Source organism: Saccharospirillum sp. ABV4_185 (assembly GCF_056159245.1).
This window is the reverse complement of record NZ_JBSWUW010000001.1, coordinates 309,901-325,924: the sequence shown is the minus strand read 5'-3', so window position 1 is coordinate 325,924 and position 16,024 is coordinate 309,901. Positions and strand designations below refer to the sequence as shown.

The 16,024-nt window shown below is 56.3% G+C and carries 16 protein-coding genes; 13 read left to right on the top strand and 3 right to left on the bottom strand.

Features of this window, described 5'->3' with window-relative positions:
* Positions 1 to 8: 8 nt before the first annotated feature.
* From ACXAE6_RS01515 to ACXAE6_RS01490, 6 genes are all read left to right on the top strand, one after another.
* Positions 9 to 1,004: an ABC transporter permease gene (locus ACXAE6_RS01515; RefSeq protein WP_475143598.1), complete on the top strand. Its 996-nt coding sequence runs from the start codon at positions 9 to 11 to the stop codon at positions 1,002 to 1,004.
* Positions 1,001 to 1,315, top strand: coding sequence for an L-rhamnose mutarotase (locus tag ACXAE6_RS01510; protein ID WP_475143596.1), 315 nt, complete (start codon positions 1,001 to 1,003; stop codon positions 1,313 to 1,315). Before ACXAE6_RS01515 ends, ACXAE6_RS01510 begins: the two co-directional genes overlap by 4 nt.
* Positions 1,312 to 2,724, top strand: a complete 1,413-nt coding sequence (locus ACXAE6_RS01505) for an FGGY-family carbohydrate kinase (RefSeq protein ID WP_475143594.1) — start codon at positions 1,312 to 1,314, stop codon at positions 2,722 to 2,724. The genes ACXAE6_RS01510 and ACXAE6_RS01505 overlap by 4 nt, the downstream gene beginning before the upstream one ends.
* 63 nt (positions 2,725 to 2,787) lie before the next feature.
* Positions 2,788 to 3,102, top strand: a complete 315-nt coding sequence (locus ACXAE6_RS01500) for a hypothetical protein (RefSeq protein WP_475143592.1) — start codon at positions 2,788 to 2,790, stop codon at positions 3,100 to 3,102.
* A 66-nt stretch (positions 3,103 to 3,168) separates the two neighbouring features.
* Positions 3,169 to 3,645 (top strand): c-type cytochrome, encoded by a 477-nt coding sequence (locus tag ACXAE6_RS01495; RefSeq protein WP_475143590.1) that lies wholly within the window; start codon positions 3,169 to 3,171, stop codon positions 3,643 to 3,645.
* A gap of 211 nt (positions 3,646 to 3,856) precedes the next feature.
* Positions 3,857 to 4,315, top strand: coding sequence for a hypothetical protein (locus ACXAE6_RS01490; RefSeq protein ID WP_475143588.1), 459 nt, complete (start codon positions 3,857 to 3,859; stop codon positions 4,313 to 4,315).
* Between the two features lie 15 nt (positions 4,316 to 4,330).
* On the opposite strand, the gene ACXAE6_RS01485 is transcribed toward ACXAE6_RS01490, so the two are convergent.
* Positions 4,331 to 5,962 carry a methyl-accepting chemotaxis protein gene (locus tag ACXAE6_RS01485; RefSeq protein ID WP_475143586.1) on the bottom strand — a complete coding sequence of 544 codons (1,632 nt, stop codon included), beginning with the start codon at positions 5,960 to 5,962 and terminating at the stop codon, positions 4,331 to 4,333.
* Positions 5,963 to 6,208: 246 nt separating this feature from the next.
* On the opposite strand from ACXAE6_RS01485, the gene ACXAE6_RS01480 reads away from it, so the two are divergent.
* Positions 6,209 to 6,751, top strand: a complete 543-nt coding sequence (locus ACXAE6_RS01480) for a DUF2058 domain-containing protein (RefSeq protein WP_475143584.1) — start codon at positions 6,209 to 6,211, stop codon at positions 6,749 to 6,751.
* Position 6,752: 1 nt separating this feature from the next.
* Here ACXAE6_RS01480 and ACXAE6_RS01475 read toward each other — a convergent pair whose 3' ends face one another.
* Positions 6,753 to 7,604, bottom strand: a complete 852-nt coding sequence (locus ACXAE6_RS01475) for a hypothetical protein (protein ID WP_475143582.1) — start codon at positions 7,602 to 7,604, stop codon at positions 6,753 to 6,755.
* A gap of 125 nt (positions 7,605 to 7,729) precedes the next feature.
* Entirely contained in the window at positions 7,730 to 8,740 is a 1,011-nt protein-coding gene (locus ACXAE6_RS01470) for a LacI family DNA-binding transcriptional regulator (protein ID WP_475143579.1), read from the bottom strand.
* A gap of 311 nt (positions 8,741 to 9,051) precedes the next feature.
* Here ACXAE6_RS01470 and ACXAE6_RS01465 point away from each other — a divergent pair, with 311 nt between their 5' ends.
* The 6 genes from ACXAE6_RS01465 to dkgB all read left to right on the top strand — a co-directional run bounded on the left by ACXAE6_RS01465 (position 9,052) and on the right by dkgB (position 15,825).
* Positions 9,052 to 10,104, top strand: coding sequence for a sugar phosphate isomerase/epimerase family protein (locus ACXAE6_RS01465; RefSeq protein ID WP_475143575.1), 1,053 nt, complete (start codon positions 9,052 to 9,054; stop codon positions 10,102 to 10,104).
* Positions 10,105 to 10,144: 40 nt separating this feature from the next.
* A complete protein-coding gene (locus ACXAE6_RS01460; protein WP_475143571.1) occupies positions 10,145 to 11,284 on the top strand; it encodes a Gfo/Idh/MocA family protein in 1,140 nt (379 codons plus the stop codon).
* Complete coding sequence (locus ACXAE6_RS01455; protein WP_475143568.1) at positions 11,281 to 12,792, top strand: sugar ABC transporter ATP-binding protein; 1,512 nt, start codon at positions 11,281 to 11,283, stop codon at positions 12,790 to 12,792. Before ACXAE6_RS01460 ends, ACXAE6_RS01455 begins: the two co-directional genes overlap by 4 nt.
* Positions 12,789 to 13,775, top strand: coding sequence for an ABC transporter permease (locus ACXAE6_RS01450; RefSeq protein ID WP_475143565.1), 987 nt, complete (start codon positions 12,789 to 12,791; stop codon positions 13,773 to 13,775). Before ACXAE6_RS01455 ends, ACXAE6_RS01450 begins: the two co-directional genes overlap by 4 nt.
* 97 nt (positions 13,776 to 13,872) lie before the next feature.
* Positions 13,873 to 14,844, top strand: coding sequence for a substrate-binding domain-containing protein (locus tag ACXAE6_RS01445; protein WP_475143561.1), 972 nt, complete (start codon positions 13,873 to 13,875; stop codon positions 14,842 to 14,844).
* 171 nt (positions 14,845 to 15,015) lie between these two features.
* Positions 15,016 to 15,825: a 2,5-didehydrogluconate reductase DkgB gene (gene dkgB, locus ACXAE6_RS01440; RefSeq protein ID WP_475143559.1), complete on the top strand. Its 810-nt coding sequence runs from the start codon at positions 15,016 to 15,018 to the stop codon at positions 15,823 to 15,825.
* Positions 15,826 to 16,024: the final 199 nt, after the last annotated feature.

Here is a 16,024-nt window from a genome sequence, read left to right as displayed (position 1 = left end):
AAAATACCATGACTCAATCCGCTGTTCCCAATCGTTTGTCCGCTAACTGGCGCCATTATTTGCTGCGCTGGGAAACCTTTTTGCTGCTGGTCGCGGCGCTGGTGTTTCTGTTTAACAGCTTCGCTTCGCCGTATTTTCTAGACCCCTGGAACCTGTCGGACGCGACTTTTAATTTTACCGAAAAAGCCATCATCGCCTTGCCGATGGCGATGCTGATTATCTGTCGTGAAATTGATTTGTCGGTGGCATCCATTATTGCACTGGCGTCGGTGTCGATGGGCCTGGCCGCCGAAGCCGGTTTAGGTACTGGTGCGCTGGTCGGTATTGCAATTGCTGTCGGTATCGCCTGCGGTTTATTTAATGGTTTGGTGGTGACCGGTTTTGGCATTCCGTCCATTGTCGTCACCATCGGTACCATGAGTTTGTATCGCGGTATTACTTACGTGATTCTCGGCGATGGTGCCTATACCGATTACCCGTCCGAGTTCGCCTATTTCGGCCAGGGTTATGTCTACTGGGTGTTCTCCTTCGAGTTTGTGCTCTTCCTGGCGCTGGCGCTGGTGTTCTATTTTCTGCTGCACCACACCAACTTTGGCCGGCGCACTTATGCCATCGGTAATAACCCAACAGCGGCGCTCTATTCCGGCATTAAAGTGAACAAGCACAAGTTGATTTTGTTTGTGCTGGTCGGTGCGTTATCTGGCCTGGCGTCGGTGTTGCTGACGTCGCGCTTGGGCTCCACCCGGCCGTCCATCGCTTTCGGCTGGGAACTGAATATCGTCACCATGGTGGTGCTCGGTGGCGTCAGCATTCTCGGCGGTGCCGGCAGTATTGCGGGTGTGGTGATTGCCGTCTTTCTGATGGGCCTGGTGACCTTCGGTCTGGGGCTTTTGAACGTGCCCGGCATTGTCATGAGCATCATCATCGGCGCCATGCTGATCAGCGTGATCAGCATTCCGATATTGCTCGGCCGCTGGCGTGCGAGGCAGGAGCGCAAGTCATGATGTATGCCTCGGTGATGCAGTTGTATCCGGGTTACGAAGAGGAATATCGCAAACGCCACGATGCGCTCTGGCCGGAGCTGGAAGCGCATCTGAAAGACTGCGGTATTCGCAACTACCATATCTTTCTGCACCCGGAGACGTTGCAGCTGTTTGCCAGTTTTGAAACCGACGAGCCGCTCGACGACGACGCCCTGAAAAACCATCCGGTAATGCAGCGCTGGTGGCACGCCATGGCTGACATTATGCAAACCCAAAGCGATTCGCCCGAACCCAAGGCCACGCCGCTGACCGAGGTGTTTTACCTGCCATGAGCCAACTGGAAATGCGCGAGCCGGTGCTGGCGGTGCTGGATATCGGCAAGACCAACGTTAAAGTCTGCGCGGTGCGCGCCGGTCATCACGGCGGCGATGTGCTGGTGGAAAAACGCCGGCCGAATTCGGTGGTGATGGATGGGCCTTATCCGCACGTCGATACCGACGGCATCTGGCAATGGTTCAAACAGGCGTTGGCTGAGCTGGCGCGCGATTATTATGTGCTGTCCATCGGCATGACCACCCACGGTGCCACCGCGGCCTGTCTGGCTGGCGATAAACTGGCGTTGCCGATTGCCGATTATGAGAGCGATCTCTATACCGCCGTCAGTGAACCATACGATGCGCTGCGCCCTGCGTTTTCTGAAACCGGCAGCCCCGCTTTGACCTCGGGTCTGAACCTGGGGCGGCAGCTGTATTGGTTGGCACAAACGCAGCAAGAAGACTTCGCCCGGGTCACTGACATTCTGCTTTACCCACAATACTGGGGCTGGCGATTGACTGGCATCAAAGCCGGAGAAGTGACTTCTCTGGGTTGCCACACCGATTTGTGGAATCCGGCGGCGGGCGATTTTTCGTCGCTGGTCGACCGGCTCGGCTGGCGTTCGTTATTGCCCGAGGTACAACCGACCGGCGCGCCACTCGGCCCGGTGAAAGCCGAGCTTGCCGCAGAGCTTGGCCTGCCCGAAGACTGCCTGGTGCTGAACGGCATCCACGACAGCAACGCCTCTCTGGTGCCGCATCTATTGAGCCGTGCCGAACCCTTTTCGGTGGTCTCCAGCGGCACCTGGACGGTAATTTGTGGCGTCGGCGCACCGCTGGAAAACCTGCATGAACAACAGGACATGCTGCTTAATGTCAGCGCCTATGGAGCGGCGGTGCCGACCATTCGTTTTATGGGCGGGCGTGAATGGGAAACCTTACGCGGCGATGGTCAGGCGCACTTGGATGAACTGCCCAACCTGATGCAGTCTGGCGTGTTTGCGCTGCCGTCGTTCAGCGACCAGGGTGGGCCTTTCCGGCACCTGCGCGGCCGGCTGATCGGTCCGGTTGAGCGCTTAAGCGGCGCCGGCAAAACCACGCTCGCCTCGGTATACTGCGCGCTGATGACCGACCACTGCCTGCGCCTGTTGAACAACGGCGGCGATGTGGTTATCGAAGGCGCTTTCGCCGCTAACGACGTCTATATGACGGTGCTCGCCAGCCTCTGTGCGCAGCGCGATCAGGCGGTTTACGGCAGCACTGACAGCACCGGCACTACTCAGGGCACGGCCATGCTTGGCCAGGATGTGAACCACTGGCCGTTTAGCGCACCGGCGCGGGCCACTGCACCATCCGAATTGAGCGCTGCCATTCTGGCCTATGCCGCAGACTGGCAGCGTTGGGTAAAGCAGCGCGCCGCCGCCTGAGCGTGGTGTAACTGAGGCGGCTCCGTTAATATGCGGGCTCTTGCCCCTGGGAGTGGAGCCGGAATGTTGCGCCGCCTGTGCCAAAGTGTGTTGCTGAGCCTGTTAGTGCTCGGCCTGGCCGTGCCCGCTTCCAGCCATTCCATGGCAACCCCGGCAATTACCGCAGCGCCTTGCCCGGATATGGCTATGCAGCACCCTTGTCCGGATGGCGTTGATCTCGATTGTCTGGCCGGGTGCCTGGCAGCGACTGTACCGCTGGCTCTAGCGGTTCAACCCTGGCCGGCTGCTTTGCACACTGTTCTGGCACAAGCTCAGGTGATTGCGCCCGATGCTGGCTATAAGCGGTTACTCGAACGACCGCCATCCTTTTCCGTCTGATTGCATCGCTTAATTAACAGCATGAATTGCCCCGGTCTGTACCGGGGCGCAATGACGGAGCTATCGATGAAAGTCTTCCCAATTCTGGCCGCCCTGATGGGTTTGGTCATCTTGACTGGTTGCAATTCCGAGCCGCAAACGGCTACCGCTGAGGCGGCTGCCAACCCTCCTGATTTAACCGCTCAACCGCAAACCGGCCGCTGGTATAGCCAGGACGAAGCCGCGGCTGGACGGCAGTTGTTCGCCACCAATTGCGCCAGCTGTCATGGCCGCAATGCGGTTGGCACGGCGGAATGGCGCACGCCCAACAGCAATGGCCAATACCCGCCGCCGCTGAATGGCAGTGCCCACGCCTGGCATCATTCCTATGAGGTGTTGCAGCGGGTGATCTTGGAAGGTGGTGCGCCCATGGGTGGCACCATGCCGGCCTGGCGCGGTCGGTTAAGCGCAGAAGAAATTCGCCAGCTGATCGCCGGTGTTCAATCTTATTGGCCGGATCAGACTTATCAGATATGGGTCGAACGAGAACGACAAAGTCGTTGAGCTACGGGCCGTCAGTAACGGCAGCCGTTATCCGGCCCGCAGTTAATAATGTGGTCTTCTGAAAATCAGCAAGGATAAAAAACCGGCAAGTTTTGACCGCTGGCAATTCCGCTTCGGTCAGGGCTTGCCGGTTTTTGACGTTTTTTGGCAGGAAAAATCTGGTCCGTTCCGTGCTATGGATTGATTGCCATTAAGGAGCGAGGCTGAACCGATGAACCTGCTGAGTAGCGCCATTCTCAATTTAAACCCGGTACCACTCATACCGGCTGCGGCCGATAATAAGTCCGTGTCGACAGGCACTACTTTTGCCGAAGTCGCTGCCATTGAAGACAAACGGATTGCCGAAAAGCAGCCCGCTGAACAGCTGCAGGAAGCATTGCCGGCGCGCAACCCGATCGAAGAGTTCAAGCAGTACATGGAAATGTCGCCAGCCGAGAAAATGCTTTACGGCGTGCTGGCTGAAAAAGGCATGACGATCGAGGAATACAACGAACTTCCCGCCGAAGAAAAAGCTAAAATTGATGAGCTGGTGACTGAGCGCCTGCGCGAATACCGTGAAGCGCGCGAGCTGGATAGAACTCAAACTAATGGCGTCGCGCAATATCAACTGATGCAAATGAATACGCCAGATAAAGACGGCGACCACCGCCTGGCCGACATCTTTATCTGAGCTGTTTGCTGGCCATTAAAAACGGAAGCGCGCCACCATATCGTTCAGCCCGGTTGCTAACTGAGCCAGTGCCACGCTGGAAGCCTGAGTTTCTTCTGCACCCACCGCAGACTGAGCGGCCAGATCTTTGATATTGATCAGGTTGCGGTCCACTTCCTTGGCGACGCTGGCCTGCTGCTCCGAAGCGCTGGCAGACGACAGGGTGCGTTGTGAAATATCGCCCACCAGTTGTGCAATGCGTTCCAGGGATTCGCCAGCGGCGCTGCCCGCGGTCAGGGTTTTCCGGGCATTGTCCTGGCTGACCGCCAGCGACGACATCACCGTCATACTGCCATCGTTGACCGCCGTGATGATACTTTCTATCTCGGTTGTTGACTGACTGGTGCGTTGCGCCAGGGCGCGGACTTCATCGGCCACCACGGCAAAACCGCGACCCTGATCACCGGCGCGGGCCGCTTCGATGGCCGCGTTCAACGCCAGCAGATTGGTTTGCTCGGCGATGCCCTGAATAACCTCCAGCATGCCCGCCACATCGCTGACCCGGTTGGCCAGTTGTTCGGTGTTGCTGGCGTTTTGCTCAATGCTGCTGGCCAGGCTCTGAATCGCCGCCAGCGTTGTGCGTACCTGTTCCAGTCCGTCCTGACTGTGAGCTTCGGCATCTTTGGCGGCCTGTGAATTGTTGGTCGCATTGGCCGCAACCTCATCAATGGCGGCACTCATTTCGGTCACCGCCGAGGCCGCTGATTCCAGTTCTTCGCTTTGCCGCTGCAGGCCCTGGGTGGTGTCGTTGGTGACCTGAGACAACTCTTCCGAGGAGGCGGCCAATTGCTCGGCCGATTCGCTGATTTCACTCAGGGTTGCGCGCAGCCCCTGCTGCATATCATTCAGCGCGTCGAGTAGTTCGGTCGCCTCGTCCCGGCCCTGCACCTGGATTTCACGGCTCAGGTCCCGGTCGGCAATGCTGCGCGCTATCTGGACTGCTGAGCGCAGCGGCGTGGTGATGGAGCGGGTCAGCAGCCAGGCAATGATGATCGCCAAGCCAGTGGCCAGCGCCATGATCTCGATAATACTCAGTTGAGTGCTGCGGTAGGTGGCGTGAGCGTGCTCGGCCGCCTCGTGGATGCGCATTTCCTGATGTTCCATCAACTGAGTGAAGTGTGCGGAAAGTTTTTGCGCTTCGGGGGCTAGTTGGTTGCGCGAGAACAGCGTTGCTGCTGCCTGATCGTCGTTGGCCACCAGGCGGTTGAGCTCTGTCCTTAGCTGTTGATAACGCTGCAATTCAGCCAGCGAGGCGTCGAAACTGGCCTGCGCAGCGGACGTCAAGATATGTTGCTGATAGTGCTGCTGGGCTTCCGTCAAGCGGGCCAGGGCTTCGTTGTAGGCTGTGTTAAAACGCTGTTGATCGGTCGCGTTTTGCGCCGACAACAGGTTGGCTGTGTTGACCCGCATGATCAGAAACTGACTGTTCAATCGGTTGGCCGCATGGAGGGCGGGAATACGTTGCTCGTCAATAACCGTCAGGTCGTGGTCGATGTCCATCAGTCGAATCAGACTGACCACGCCCAGAGCAATCATCAGCGCAACTATCAGTCCGAGCACGATTGCCAGCCGGGTTCCGATAGCAACAGCGCGCAGAATCTTATTCATGGCAGGGGCTCCGCAGAGAAAGTAAGTGTGAGATAGATCACAAATTAATCACGGCAAGACTAGAATGACTTTGACCGTCCGCCAGTTCGAAATTGTAGGAAATTGTCAGGGCAAAAATGTCAAATTTATGACGCAGTGATCGCCCTGATCGGCAGGTTTGAGGTTCGCTCGACAGGCGGTCGAGGTTAGAATATCAGGCCCGATTTACCGGTCCTGACGGGCCGGTCCGTTTGACAGGAATCTAGCATGGCAAAATCCCTCGCCGACCAGTTGCTCAATGCCGGCCTGGTCGATAAGCAAAAGGCCAAAAAGGCCGAGCAGCAAAAACGCAAAGCATCGCGCCAGCAAAAAAAGGGCAAGGCGGAACCGGATGAAACCCAGCAACGGTTAGCGCGTGAGCGGGCAGAAAAAGCCGAGCGTGACCGGGAATTGAACCGCCAACGGCAACAAGCCGAGCAAGCGAAGGCGTTGCGCGCTCAAGCCTGGCAGATGCTCAGGCAAAGTGAAGTGGCAGCCAAGGGCGAAGTGCGTTTCAGCTTTACCGACCCCAGGGTGAACAAGATCAAGCAGCTGTATGTCGATGAAACGGCCCAGGCGCAGTTGGCGAAAGGTCGTCTGGCGATCTGTGCAGACGATGAACGTTACTATCTGGTGCCACGCAATGTGGCAGACAAAGTGGCCGAGCGCTTTGCCGATGCGGTGATCTTTATCGCCGACAATCAGGCTGGCGAGCCGGATGAAGACGATCCCTACAAAGACTTCCCAATCCCTGACGACCTGATGTGGTGACTCAGGGCTCAGCAGACATCACCTGGCGGTGATAGACCTCAGACAGCTCTGCCCTCAGTTGTCTGGGGGCAAGCTCCAGGTTGAGTTGCAGATAAACCGGATCCTGCACCAGGCTTGGCAAGCGAGCATCCACCGCCGCAATAAAGGCAGAACCCAGTTCGGATTGCGAACAGCTGATCGCCAGGTTCAAAAAGGGAGCGGTGCCGCTGATGGTTACGAAGTGAAGTTGATCGGCGCGATCTGCCAGTAACTGAGCAATGACCACAGGGTATTCGATCAGGAAGTCTGCGCGTCCGCCGGCGAGCATGCGCATGGCATTGGTGGAACCGGTGACCGTCGTATTCAGGTTGGTGGCGGCATCCAACTGCTGGTCGATAAAACCACCGTAGGAGCGGTGGTTAACGCGCATGCCGCGCAGTTCCGGATGGTTCAGCAACTCGCTCAGCTCAATCTGCTGCGGGCGACCCAGTGTTTCCCAGCCGTTCGCGGTCATAGCAACCTGTGGCGTGGGGATCACCATATAAGGCCGTGAGAAGTTCAGATAACGCTCGCGTGCAGCGGTGCGCAGCAGGATGCCGGTGCAGACGTTATCGCCTGTTTGCATCTCTCGTTCAATACGTGGAATCAGCATCGAAACCGGCTGCAGGGTAAAGTCGTCAGGCAGCCCATCTAACAAATAATTCTGCACAGCGCCCACCAGCCCCTCCAATTGAGGGTTTTCCTGTTGAGCGCTCAGTCCGAATACACCAGGCAATTCAGTCGCTGCCCAGATAATGGTCTTACTCCCGTCTGCGTGGCTCGGCGGCGACAACAGAACCAGGCCCATAAAACCAGCGAGAAACAACGCCTTCATCCGCTTTCCTGATCAGCAAGCTGGGTGCGACAGTTTAACAGCCGGGCGATCTAAGGCGAGGAAAGCAAGCTTGTTCTATAGGCAAAACCAGGCTGTTGGCGTTCGAGCGCTGGGCGGGTATGCCATTAGCCGGCGCAGCGGGCGGTGCTGTCGCGGACGATCAGTTGGGTGGTCAGTGTCTGCTGCAACGGCACCTGCTTTTTAGCCAGGATATCCAACAGCAGACGCATGGCGCTGCGGCCGATGTCATCGCGCGGCTGGCTGATGGTGGTCAGTTCCGGTTCGCAATATTCGCTGAAGCCGATGTTGTCGAAGCCGATGACCGACAGTTCGGCCGGTACTTTTACCTGCAGATCGCGCGCTGCCTTGAGCAGACCGATGGCCATTTCATCGCTGTGGCAGAAAACTGCTGTGGGCCTTGTCGCCGCAGGGCGGTCCAGCAGGGAGCGGCCTTGTTGATAGCCCGCCAGGAAACTGAAGTCGCCTTCGGCAATCCAATCGGCAGGCGCGCTGAGACCGGCGCGTTCCAGTTCGGACCGATAACCCAGAATACGATCACGGCAGATGGGATTGTTGCCCGGTCCGGTAATGGTGGCGATGCGTTCGTGGCCGAGGGATAGTAAATATTCGACGGCTTTTTCAGCCGCCAGACGGTTATCGATGCACACCGTTGGCAGCGCCAGGCCGTCAAAGTACTCACAGGCCATAACCAGCGGAAAATTATTACTGGCCTGGCGATCCTGCACCAGTGAGCGTGGCACTTCGGTGGTCATCAAAATAATGCCGTCGGCCTGGTTGGTCGGCAGCAGATCGAAATAACCCCGGGCGCGACTGGCGTCGTTTTCGCAATCCCCCAACAAAACCTGATAACCCGCCCGATGCGCGACTTCTTCCAGCCCGGCAATAATTTCCGAAAAGAACGGATTGGCGATGTCGGGCAGCAATACCACTATGGTTTTGGATTCACTGCGCCGCAGATTACGCGCCGCCACATTGGGTGAATAACCGACCTGTGCAATGGCCGCAGCAACACGTTGACGGGTGGCTTCGGTGACTTTTTCCGGAGCCGCCAGCGCTCTTGAAACGGTGGCGGTGGAACAGCCGGCGGCGAGGGCAACGTCTTTGATGGTTGGCATGGTTGGGTCTGCAAATTGGATCGCGCGAATGATACCACGATGACATGAATCGAAAGATCCGGCCGCTTTATACCGACAGCGAGCCCGACGATGACGTTTTGCAACTTAATGTAAACCGTTACATTTTACAAATTCGAAGAGCAGGAAGCAGCGGTCAAACCGGGTTCTACTTGCCAGGAATAACGGTAAATTGCGCTATATCATTGATATAAAGCGGTATTTTTAATTTTGCATCGCAAGCATTGACGCCCCGATTCGCCTTTGCTGTAATGTAATCCATTACATAAAAACAAAAATGAAGGCGAAGTACGATGAAGACCATCCAGGGTCCAGCCCTCTTTCTTGCTCAATACATCAGTGACCAAGCGCCCTTTAACGGCCTCGACAGCATTGCCGAATGGGCGGCCAGTCTGGGCTTTAAAGGCGTGCAAATGCCGACCGGCGACAGCCGCTTTTTCGATCTGGAACGCGCCGCGACCGATCTTGATTACTGCCGCGACATCCAGAAGCGCCTGGCCAAATACGGCCTGGTCATTACCGAGCTATCAACGCACCTGCAAGGTCAGTTGGTTGCGGTGCATCCGGTATACGACGACCTTTTTGATGGTTTCGCACCGGAACATTTGCGCGGCAAGCCGGCTGAGCGTCAGGCCTGGGCCGTTGAGCAATTAATGCTGGCGGCCAAAGCCAGTAAAAACCTCGGACTCAAGGCTCACGCCACCTTCTCGGGTGCGTTGCTGTGGCCGTTTTTGTATCCGTGGCCACAACGGCCGGCGGGTTTGGTGGAAACCGGTTTTGCCGAACTGGCTGAGCGCTGGAAGCCGATTCTCGATGCCTTCGACGCCGCCGGTGTCGATCTGTGTTATGAAATCCATCCCGGTGAAGATCTGCACGATGGCGCAACTTTTGAGCGCTTTTTGGCGGCGGTCGATCATCATCCGCGCTGCTGCATTTTGTTCGATCCGTCTCACTTTGTGCTGCAACAACTCGACTATCTGGCGTTTCTTGATCACTTCAAAGATCGCGTGAAGATGTTTCACGTTAAAGATGCTGAATTTAATCCAACCGCTTTGCAGGGCGTTTATGGCGGCTACGAAGGTTGGGTTGGACGTGCCGGCCGGTTCCGTTCGCTCGGCGATGGTCAGGTCGATTTCAAAGGGATTTTCTCGCGCCTGGCGCAGTATGACTTTGCCGGTTGGGCAGTTATCGAATGGGAGTGCGCCCTTAAACATCCCGAGCAAGGTGCGGCCGAAGGTGCGCGCTTTGTTAACGATCACATTATTCAGGTGACCGACAAGGCGTTCGATGATTTCGCCGCAGCCGGAACCGATGAGGCCACTAACCGAAAATTGCTCGGCCTATAAAAGAATAACCCCAAACAACGACAATTAAGGGGATAACAAAATGTCCATTTCACCACGCCTGCGCCTGGCCATGATTGGCGGTGGGCCGGGGTCGATGATCGGTGCGGTGCACCGTTTCGCCACCCGGCTTGATGATCGCTATGAACTGGTGGCCGGCGTATTCAGCACCAAGGCCGACTCCAACCGGGCAACGGCCGCGCAATTGCAGCTGGCCGGTGAGCGTTGCTACGACGATTACCAAAGTTTGATTAAAGCCGAAGCCGGGCGCGATGACGGCGCTCGGGTCGTCGCCATCACTACACCCAATCATTCGCATTACGCCATTGCCAGCGCCTGCATTGATGCCGGTCTGGATGTGGTTTGTGAAAAACCCATGACGGTAACGCTGGCCGAAGCAGAAGATTTGCAACAGCGTTTGCGCAACGCTAATACGCGTTTGGTATTGATGCATAACTATTGCGGTTATCCGCTGGTACAGCACGCTCGCGAACTGGTGCAAAACGGCGAGCTGGGACGCATTCGCAGCGTCCAGGTTGAGTACGTTCAGGATTGGCTCAGCGAGGTACCCGACGCCGACAACAAACAGGCGGCCTGGCGTCTCGATCCAAAACGTGCCGGTGCCGCTGGCGCTTTGGGCGATATCGGCACTCACGCTTTTCAACTGGCGGGTTTTATTTCTGGTTTGAAATTAGCCGCGGTCAGCGCCGACTTGTCGGCCATGGTCGAAGGTCGGGTATTGGACGATAACGTTCATGCGCTGCTGCGTTTTGAAGGTGGCGCCAAAGGCATGTTGTGGGCCAGCCAGACCTCGCCCGGTTTTGAAAATGCGTTACGCATTCGAGTCATCGGAGCAAAGGCGTCGCTCGCCTGGGCCCAGGAAAACCCTAACGAACTCTGGTTCGCGCCACTCAATAAACCGCAGCAACGTTTAACCCGTCGCGCCGATTGGATAGGCACAGAACCGGCTCGTGGCATCCGCATTCCGCCGGGTCATCCGGAAGGTTATCTGGAAGGGTTTGCCAATCTGTATCAGGCGCTGGCCGATGGTGTTCCCGGCCAGTCCGACGGTGGCTGGTTGCCCGATGTTCAAACCGGCGTCGATGGTTTGCGTTTTATCACTGCCACTTTGCAATCGAGCCAGGCCGATGGCGCCTGGACGGCGGTCGGAGGTAAGTCATGAAAGACGCTCCCATTCGCCTGCACGGTCTGAGCAAACGCTTCGGTGCGGTTACGGTTTTGCGCGATATCAACCTCGATATTTATCCGGGTGAAGTGCTCGGCATTCTCGGTGAAAACGGCGCCGGTAAAAGTACACTGCTGAAACTGATCAGTGGCGTTTATCAGCCAACCAGAGGACAGCTGGAAATCGATGGTCGTCGTTACGACCGACTCGATCCGATTCGTGCGCGCCAGCTGGGTATTGCCATGATTCCGCAGGAATTCAATCTGGTGCCGACGCTGAGCGTTTACGAAAACGTCTACCTCGGTCAGGAATTGCGTCGCAAAGGTTGGCTGGATCACAAACAGATGCGTGCCGAAACAGCTCGCGTGCTGGCATCACTCGATTGTGACCTGGATCCGCGCGCGCCGATTTCCGCCTTGAGTGTGGCCGAAAAGCAGATGGTCGAGGTGGCGCGCGTGCTGGTAAACGATGCCCGTCTGGTGATTCTCGACGAACCAACAACAGTACTGACCGATCGTGAAGTCGAGGTGCTGTTTAACGTCGTCCGCGCATTGCAAAAACGCGGCGTCGCGGTGTTGTTTATTTCGCACAAATTGAAAGAAGTTAAAAACCTCTGTCAGCGCTTGCTGATTTTACGTGACGGCTCACCGGTTGAATTGTGCGACACCGCCGATCTGGATGAAGAAGCCATGGCGCGCAAGATGGTTGGTCGCGAGTTATCGCAGGTCTATCCGGATAAAGGCCAGCCTCAGAATGAAGTGGCATTAAGCGTTGCCGGGCTCAGTGTTGCCGGCCAGGTCGATGAGGTCAGCTTCGAATTGCATCGCGGCGAAATTCTGGGTTTGTCTGGTCTGGTTGGTTCCGGGCGTACGGAAATTGCCGAAGCCATTATGGGTTTGCGCAACCGCTCGGCCGGAGACATTCGCATCGATGGTAGCGCTTGCGATATTCGCTCACCCAGCGATGCGCATCAGCAAGGTCTGGCTTATCTGTCCGAAGATCGACAGGGCCGTGGTCTGGTGATGAATTTCAATCTGATCGAAAACATGACTTTGCTCAGTTTGAAACGTTATGTGAAAGGGTTGATTTCGCATCGTCGTGAACGCGAACGCGCTGAACATTATCAGCAGACGTTTAATATTCGTGCGGCCAGTTTGAACTCGCCGGTTGGCCAATTGAGCGGTGGTAATCAGCAGAAAGTGTATCTGGCCAAGTTGCTCGATATCGAACCGAAAATTCTGCTGCTCGATGAACCCACGCGCGGTATCGATGTGGGTACCAAGCGCGAAATTTATCGACTGATTCGCCAACTGGCTGACGAAGGTCGCGCCATTTTGGTGATCTCCTCCGAACTCGAAGAAATCATCGGTCTGTGTGATCGCGTGTTGGTAGTGCGTGAAGGTCGCATTGCCGCCGAACTTGCTGATGAAAAAATTAACGAAGAAGACATCATGCTGTACGCCGCCGGTGCCCGCGCGCGTACACCAGCCGGAGTACAATCATGACTGCCACTCAAACTCTCAGCCAACGTCTGGTTTCAGCGCTGCGACGACTGCCGTTGGACCTGACCATTGTCGCGCCTTTGTTGGCGTTGATTGTTCTGTTGGTCGCGTCGTCGCTGGCCAGTGAATATTTTCTTAACACCCGCAACCTGACCAACATTCTGCGCCAGGTTTCCTACACCGGCATCATCGCCATCGGCGTCACCTTTGTGATTATTGGCGGTGGTATCGATCTATCGGTCGGCTCCATGGTCGCGTTGGTCGGGGTGTTGCTGCTGTTCGTCTTAAACGCGGTGGGCGATCCGGTGTTGGCGGTGATGGTCGGCATGAGTGCGGCTTTGGTCGTCGGCGCGCTCTTTGGTCTGGTCAATGGTTTGTTGGTCACGCGCGGACGCATCGCTGCCTTTATTGCCACCCTGGCAACCATGTCGATTTATCGCTCTCTGGCGCTCTATTTAACCGACGCCGGTGAAGTGGTGTCGAACAATGCGATTTTCCCTGATATCGGTGGTGGTTATTGGCTCGGTATTCCGATTCCGGTCTGGGCATTTTTTGCGCTGGCGCTGATCGGTCATGTGTTGCTGTTTCATACGCCTTATGGCCGCCATCTGTGTGCCGTGGGTTCTAACGAACAGGTGGCGCGTTATTCCGGTATCCGGGTGCGCACCGTGGTGTTGCTGAGCTTTGTCATCGCCGGTGCCTGTGTTGGCCTGGCTGCCATCATGCTCAGCTCGCGCTTGAATTCGATCAGTCCGTCCGATGCCGGTGTGCTTTATGAATTGGACGCCATCGCCGCTGTGGTGATCGGCGGCACCAGCCTGGCCGGTGGACGTGGCAGCATCTGGGGCACCGTTATCGGTGCGCTGATTCTCGGCATCATCAACAACATGCTCAATCTGTTGGGTGTGTCTCCCTATTTGCAGGGTTTGGTGAAAGGGGCGGTCATCCTGATCGCTGTATTAATGCAATACAAACGCAGTCAGTAATTTTTAAGTAACAGGATGTCGGCCAGTTCCGACATCGGACCGGCGCCTCGCGCAAGTGAGGCGAATAACAACAACAAGCGAACGACAGGAAACAACCATGAAACTACAAAAATGGCTCAAGCAGCTGGCGGTGTTAGCCGCTTTTTCTACCGTGCCGTTCCTCGCGCTCGGCGAAGACGATTATCACATCGGTGTCAGCGTACCTTCAGCTGACCACGGCTGGACCGCCGGTCTGCTGTGGTGGGCAAACAAGGCTGCCGACGAACTGAGTGACAAATATCCCAACGTGACATTCACTGTGCTGGCGGCCAATTCCGGCACGGCTCAGGTCGGTGACGTGGAAGACTTGATGGTGCGCCAGATCGATGCGCTGGTCATTCTGCCGACCAACCCGGCAACCCTGCAGCAGGTCATTGCCGAGGCTTATCACGATGGCATCTACACCGTTGTTGTTGACCGTGAACTGGAAGAGCCGACGCAGGATGTTTTCCTCGCCGGTGATAACCCGGGCATGGGCGAAGAAGCCGCCAAATACATGGCCGACGCCTTGGATGAAGAAGGTCAGATCGTGATCATCGAAGGTCCGTCCATTCCCATTAACGCTCAGCGCGTTAACGCCTTCCGTGACGAATTGGCACGCCATCCGGATATGGAGATTCTCGATTCACAATCCGGTGAGTGGAACCCGCAAACTTCCTTGAATGTGATGGAAGATATGCTGGCGCGTTACCCGCACATCGATGGTGTCTGGGCCGGTGATGACGATGCTCTGAAAGGTGTTTATCAGGCTATCCGTGAAGCCGGCCGCGACGACATTCGCGTGCTGGTTGGCGGCGGCGGTTCCAAAGATGTGATCGGTATGATTCGTGAAGGCGACTACATTGTTTCCGGCACGGTTACCTATCCGCCGAACATGATCGCTTCCGGTATGGCGGTCGCGCTGCATGGTCTGATGGGCGAACATCTGGGTGAAATGTATCACGGTGTGCCGTCGCGTCTGATCCTCGCAGCTGATCTGATTACCGTTGATAACGCCGATGAATTCTACGAGCCCGATGCGGCTTACTGAGTTCTGTTAACTGACTTTTCGTGCACAAGCCCCGACCTGGTCGGGGCTTTTTTATGGGCGCAACCAATGCAAAGTGACGCACTGGTTGTTAGGGTCATTGTCGGCCCCATCTGATTGGGTGTAGTTACTGAGGTATTAACAGTTACTGAGGCATTAACGAGGAGCCAATCGATGTCCTATTCAACCTTGCCCATACCCGGTATGGGGACTTTCCGACTCAAGGGTGATGAAGCCCGCAAAGCCATCAGCACCGCTTTGCAGCTGGGTTACCGTCATATCGATACCGCCACCATGTACGACAACGAAACCGCTGTGGGCGAAGCCATCGCTGACAGTGGTCTGGTGCGGGAGGATCTGTTTTTGACCACCAAGGTTTGGCATACCGACCTGGAGCCTGAAGCGCTGCACGCCAGCCTGGATGGCAGCCTGCAACGGCTGGGCACCAACCATGTCGATCTGTTGCTGATCCACTGGCCGTCACCGCAGCAAAGCGTGCCGATGGCGGAGACATTGAACGCCCTGAAAGCCGCGCGCGACACCGGGAAAACGCGCCATATCGGGGTCTCCAATTTCACCATTGCGCAAATTGATCAGGCCATCGAACTCCTCGGTGAAGGTGAATTGCTGACCAATCAGATTGAGGTGCATCCGTTTTTGCAAAACCATTCAATAGTCGACCATTGTCAGCAACAAGGCATTACCGTAACCGGCTATATGCCGCTGGCGGAAGGTCGGGTTGTGGATGATCCGATACTGATTGATATCGCCAATGCGCATCAGTTGACGCCCGCCCAGGTTGCGCTTGCCTGGTTGCATCAGCGCAACATCGTACCGATCCCGGCATCGCGTAAAGCCGAGCATCTGCAAGCCAATCTGGATGCCATCTCCGTGGTGTTGACGGATGCCCAGATGCAACGCATTGCGCAACTTGATCGCCAACAGCGCCTTGCCAACCCCAGTTTTGCGCCCAGATGGGACTGATAGTTGTTTGCCGGACAAGAGCTCCAGCAGTGCGAACATAGCGTTCGCATGAACATCGTTCAAACAATCTGCAGGCCAGTCGATACAGTCTTTCCCTGCTTGCCAGGAGCTTGAAAAAAATCGATGGCCGACTAGGTTTAGGGTGCGAAGAGGTGTGGCTGTACTTCGCTAACAACCGATGTGTCGTTTTTTGTAGAAC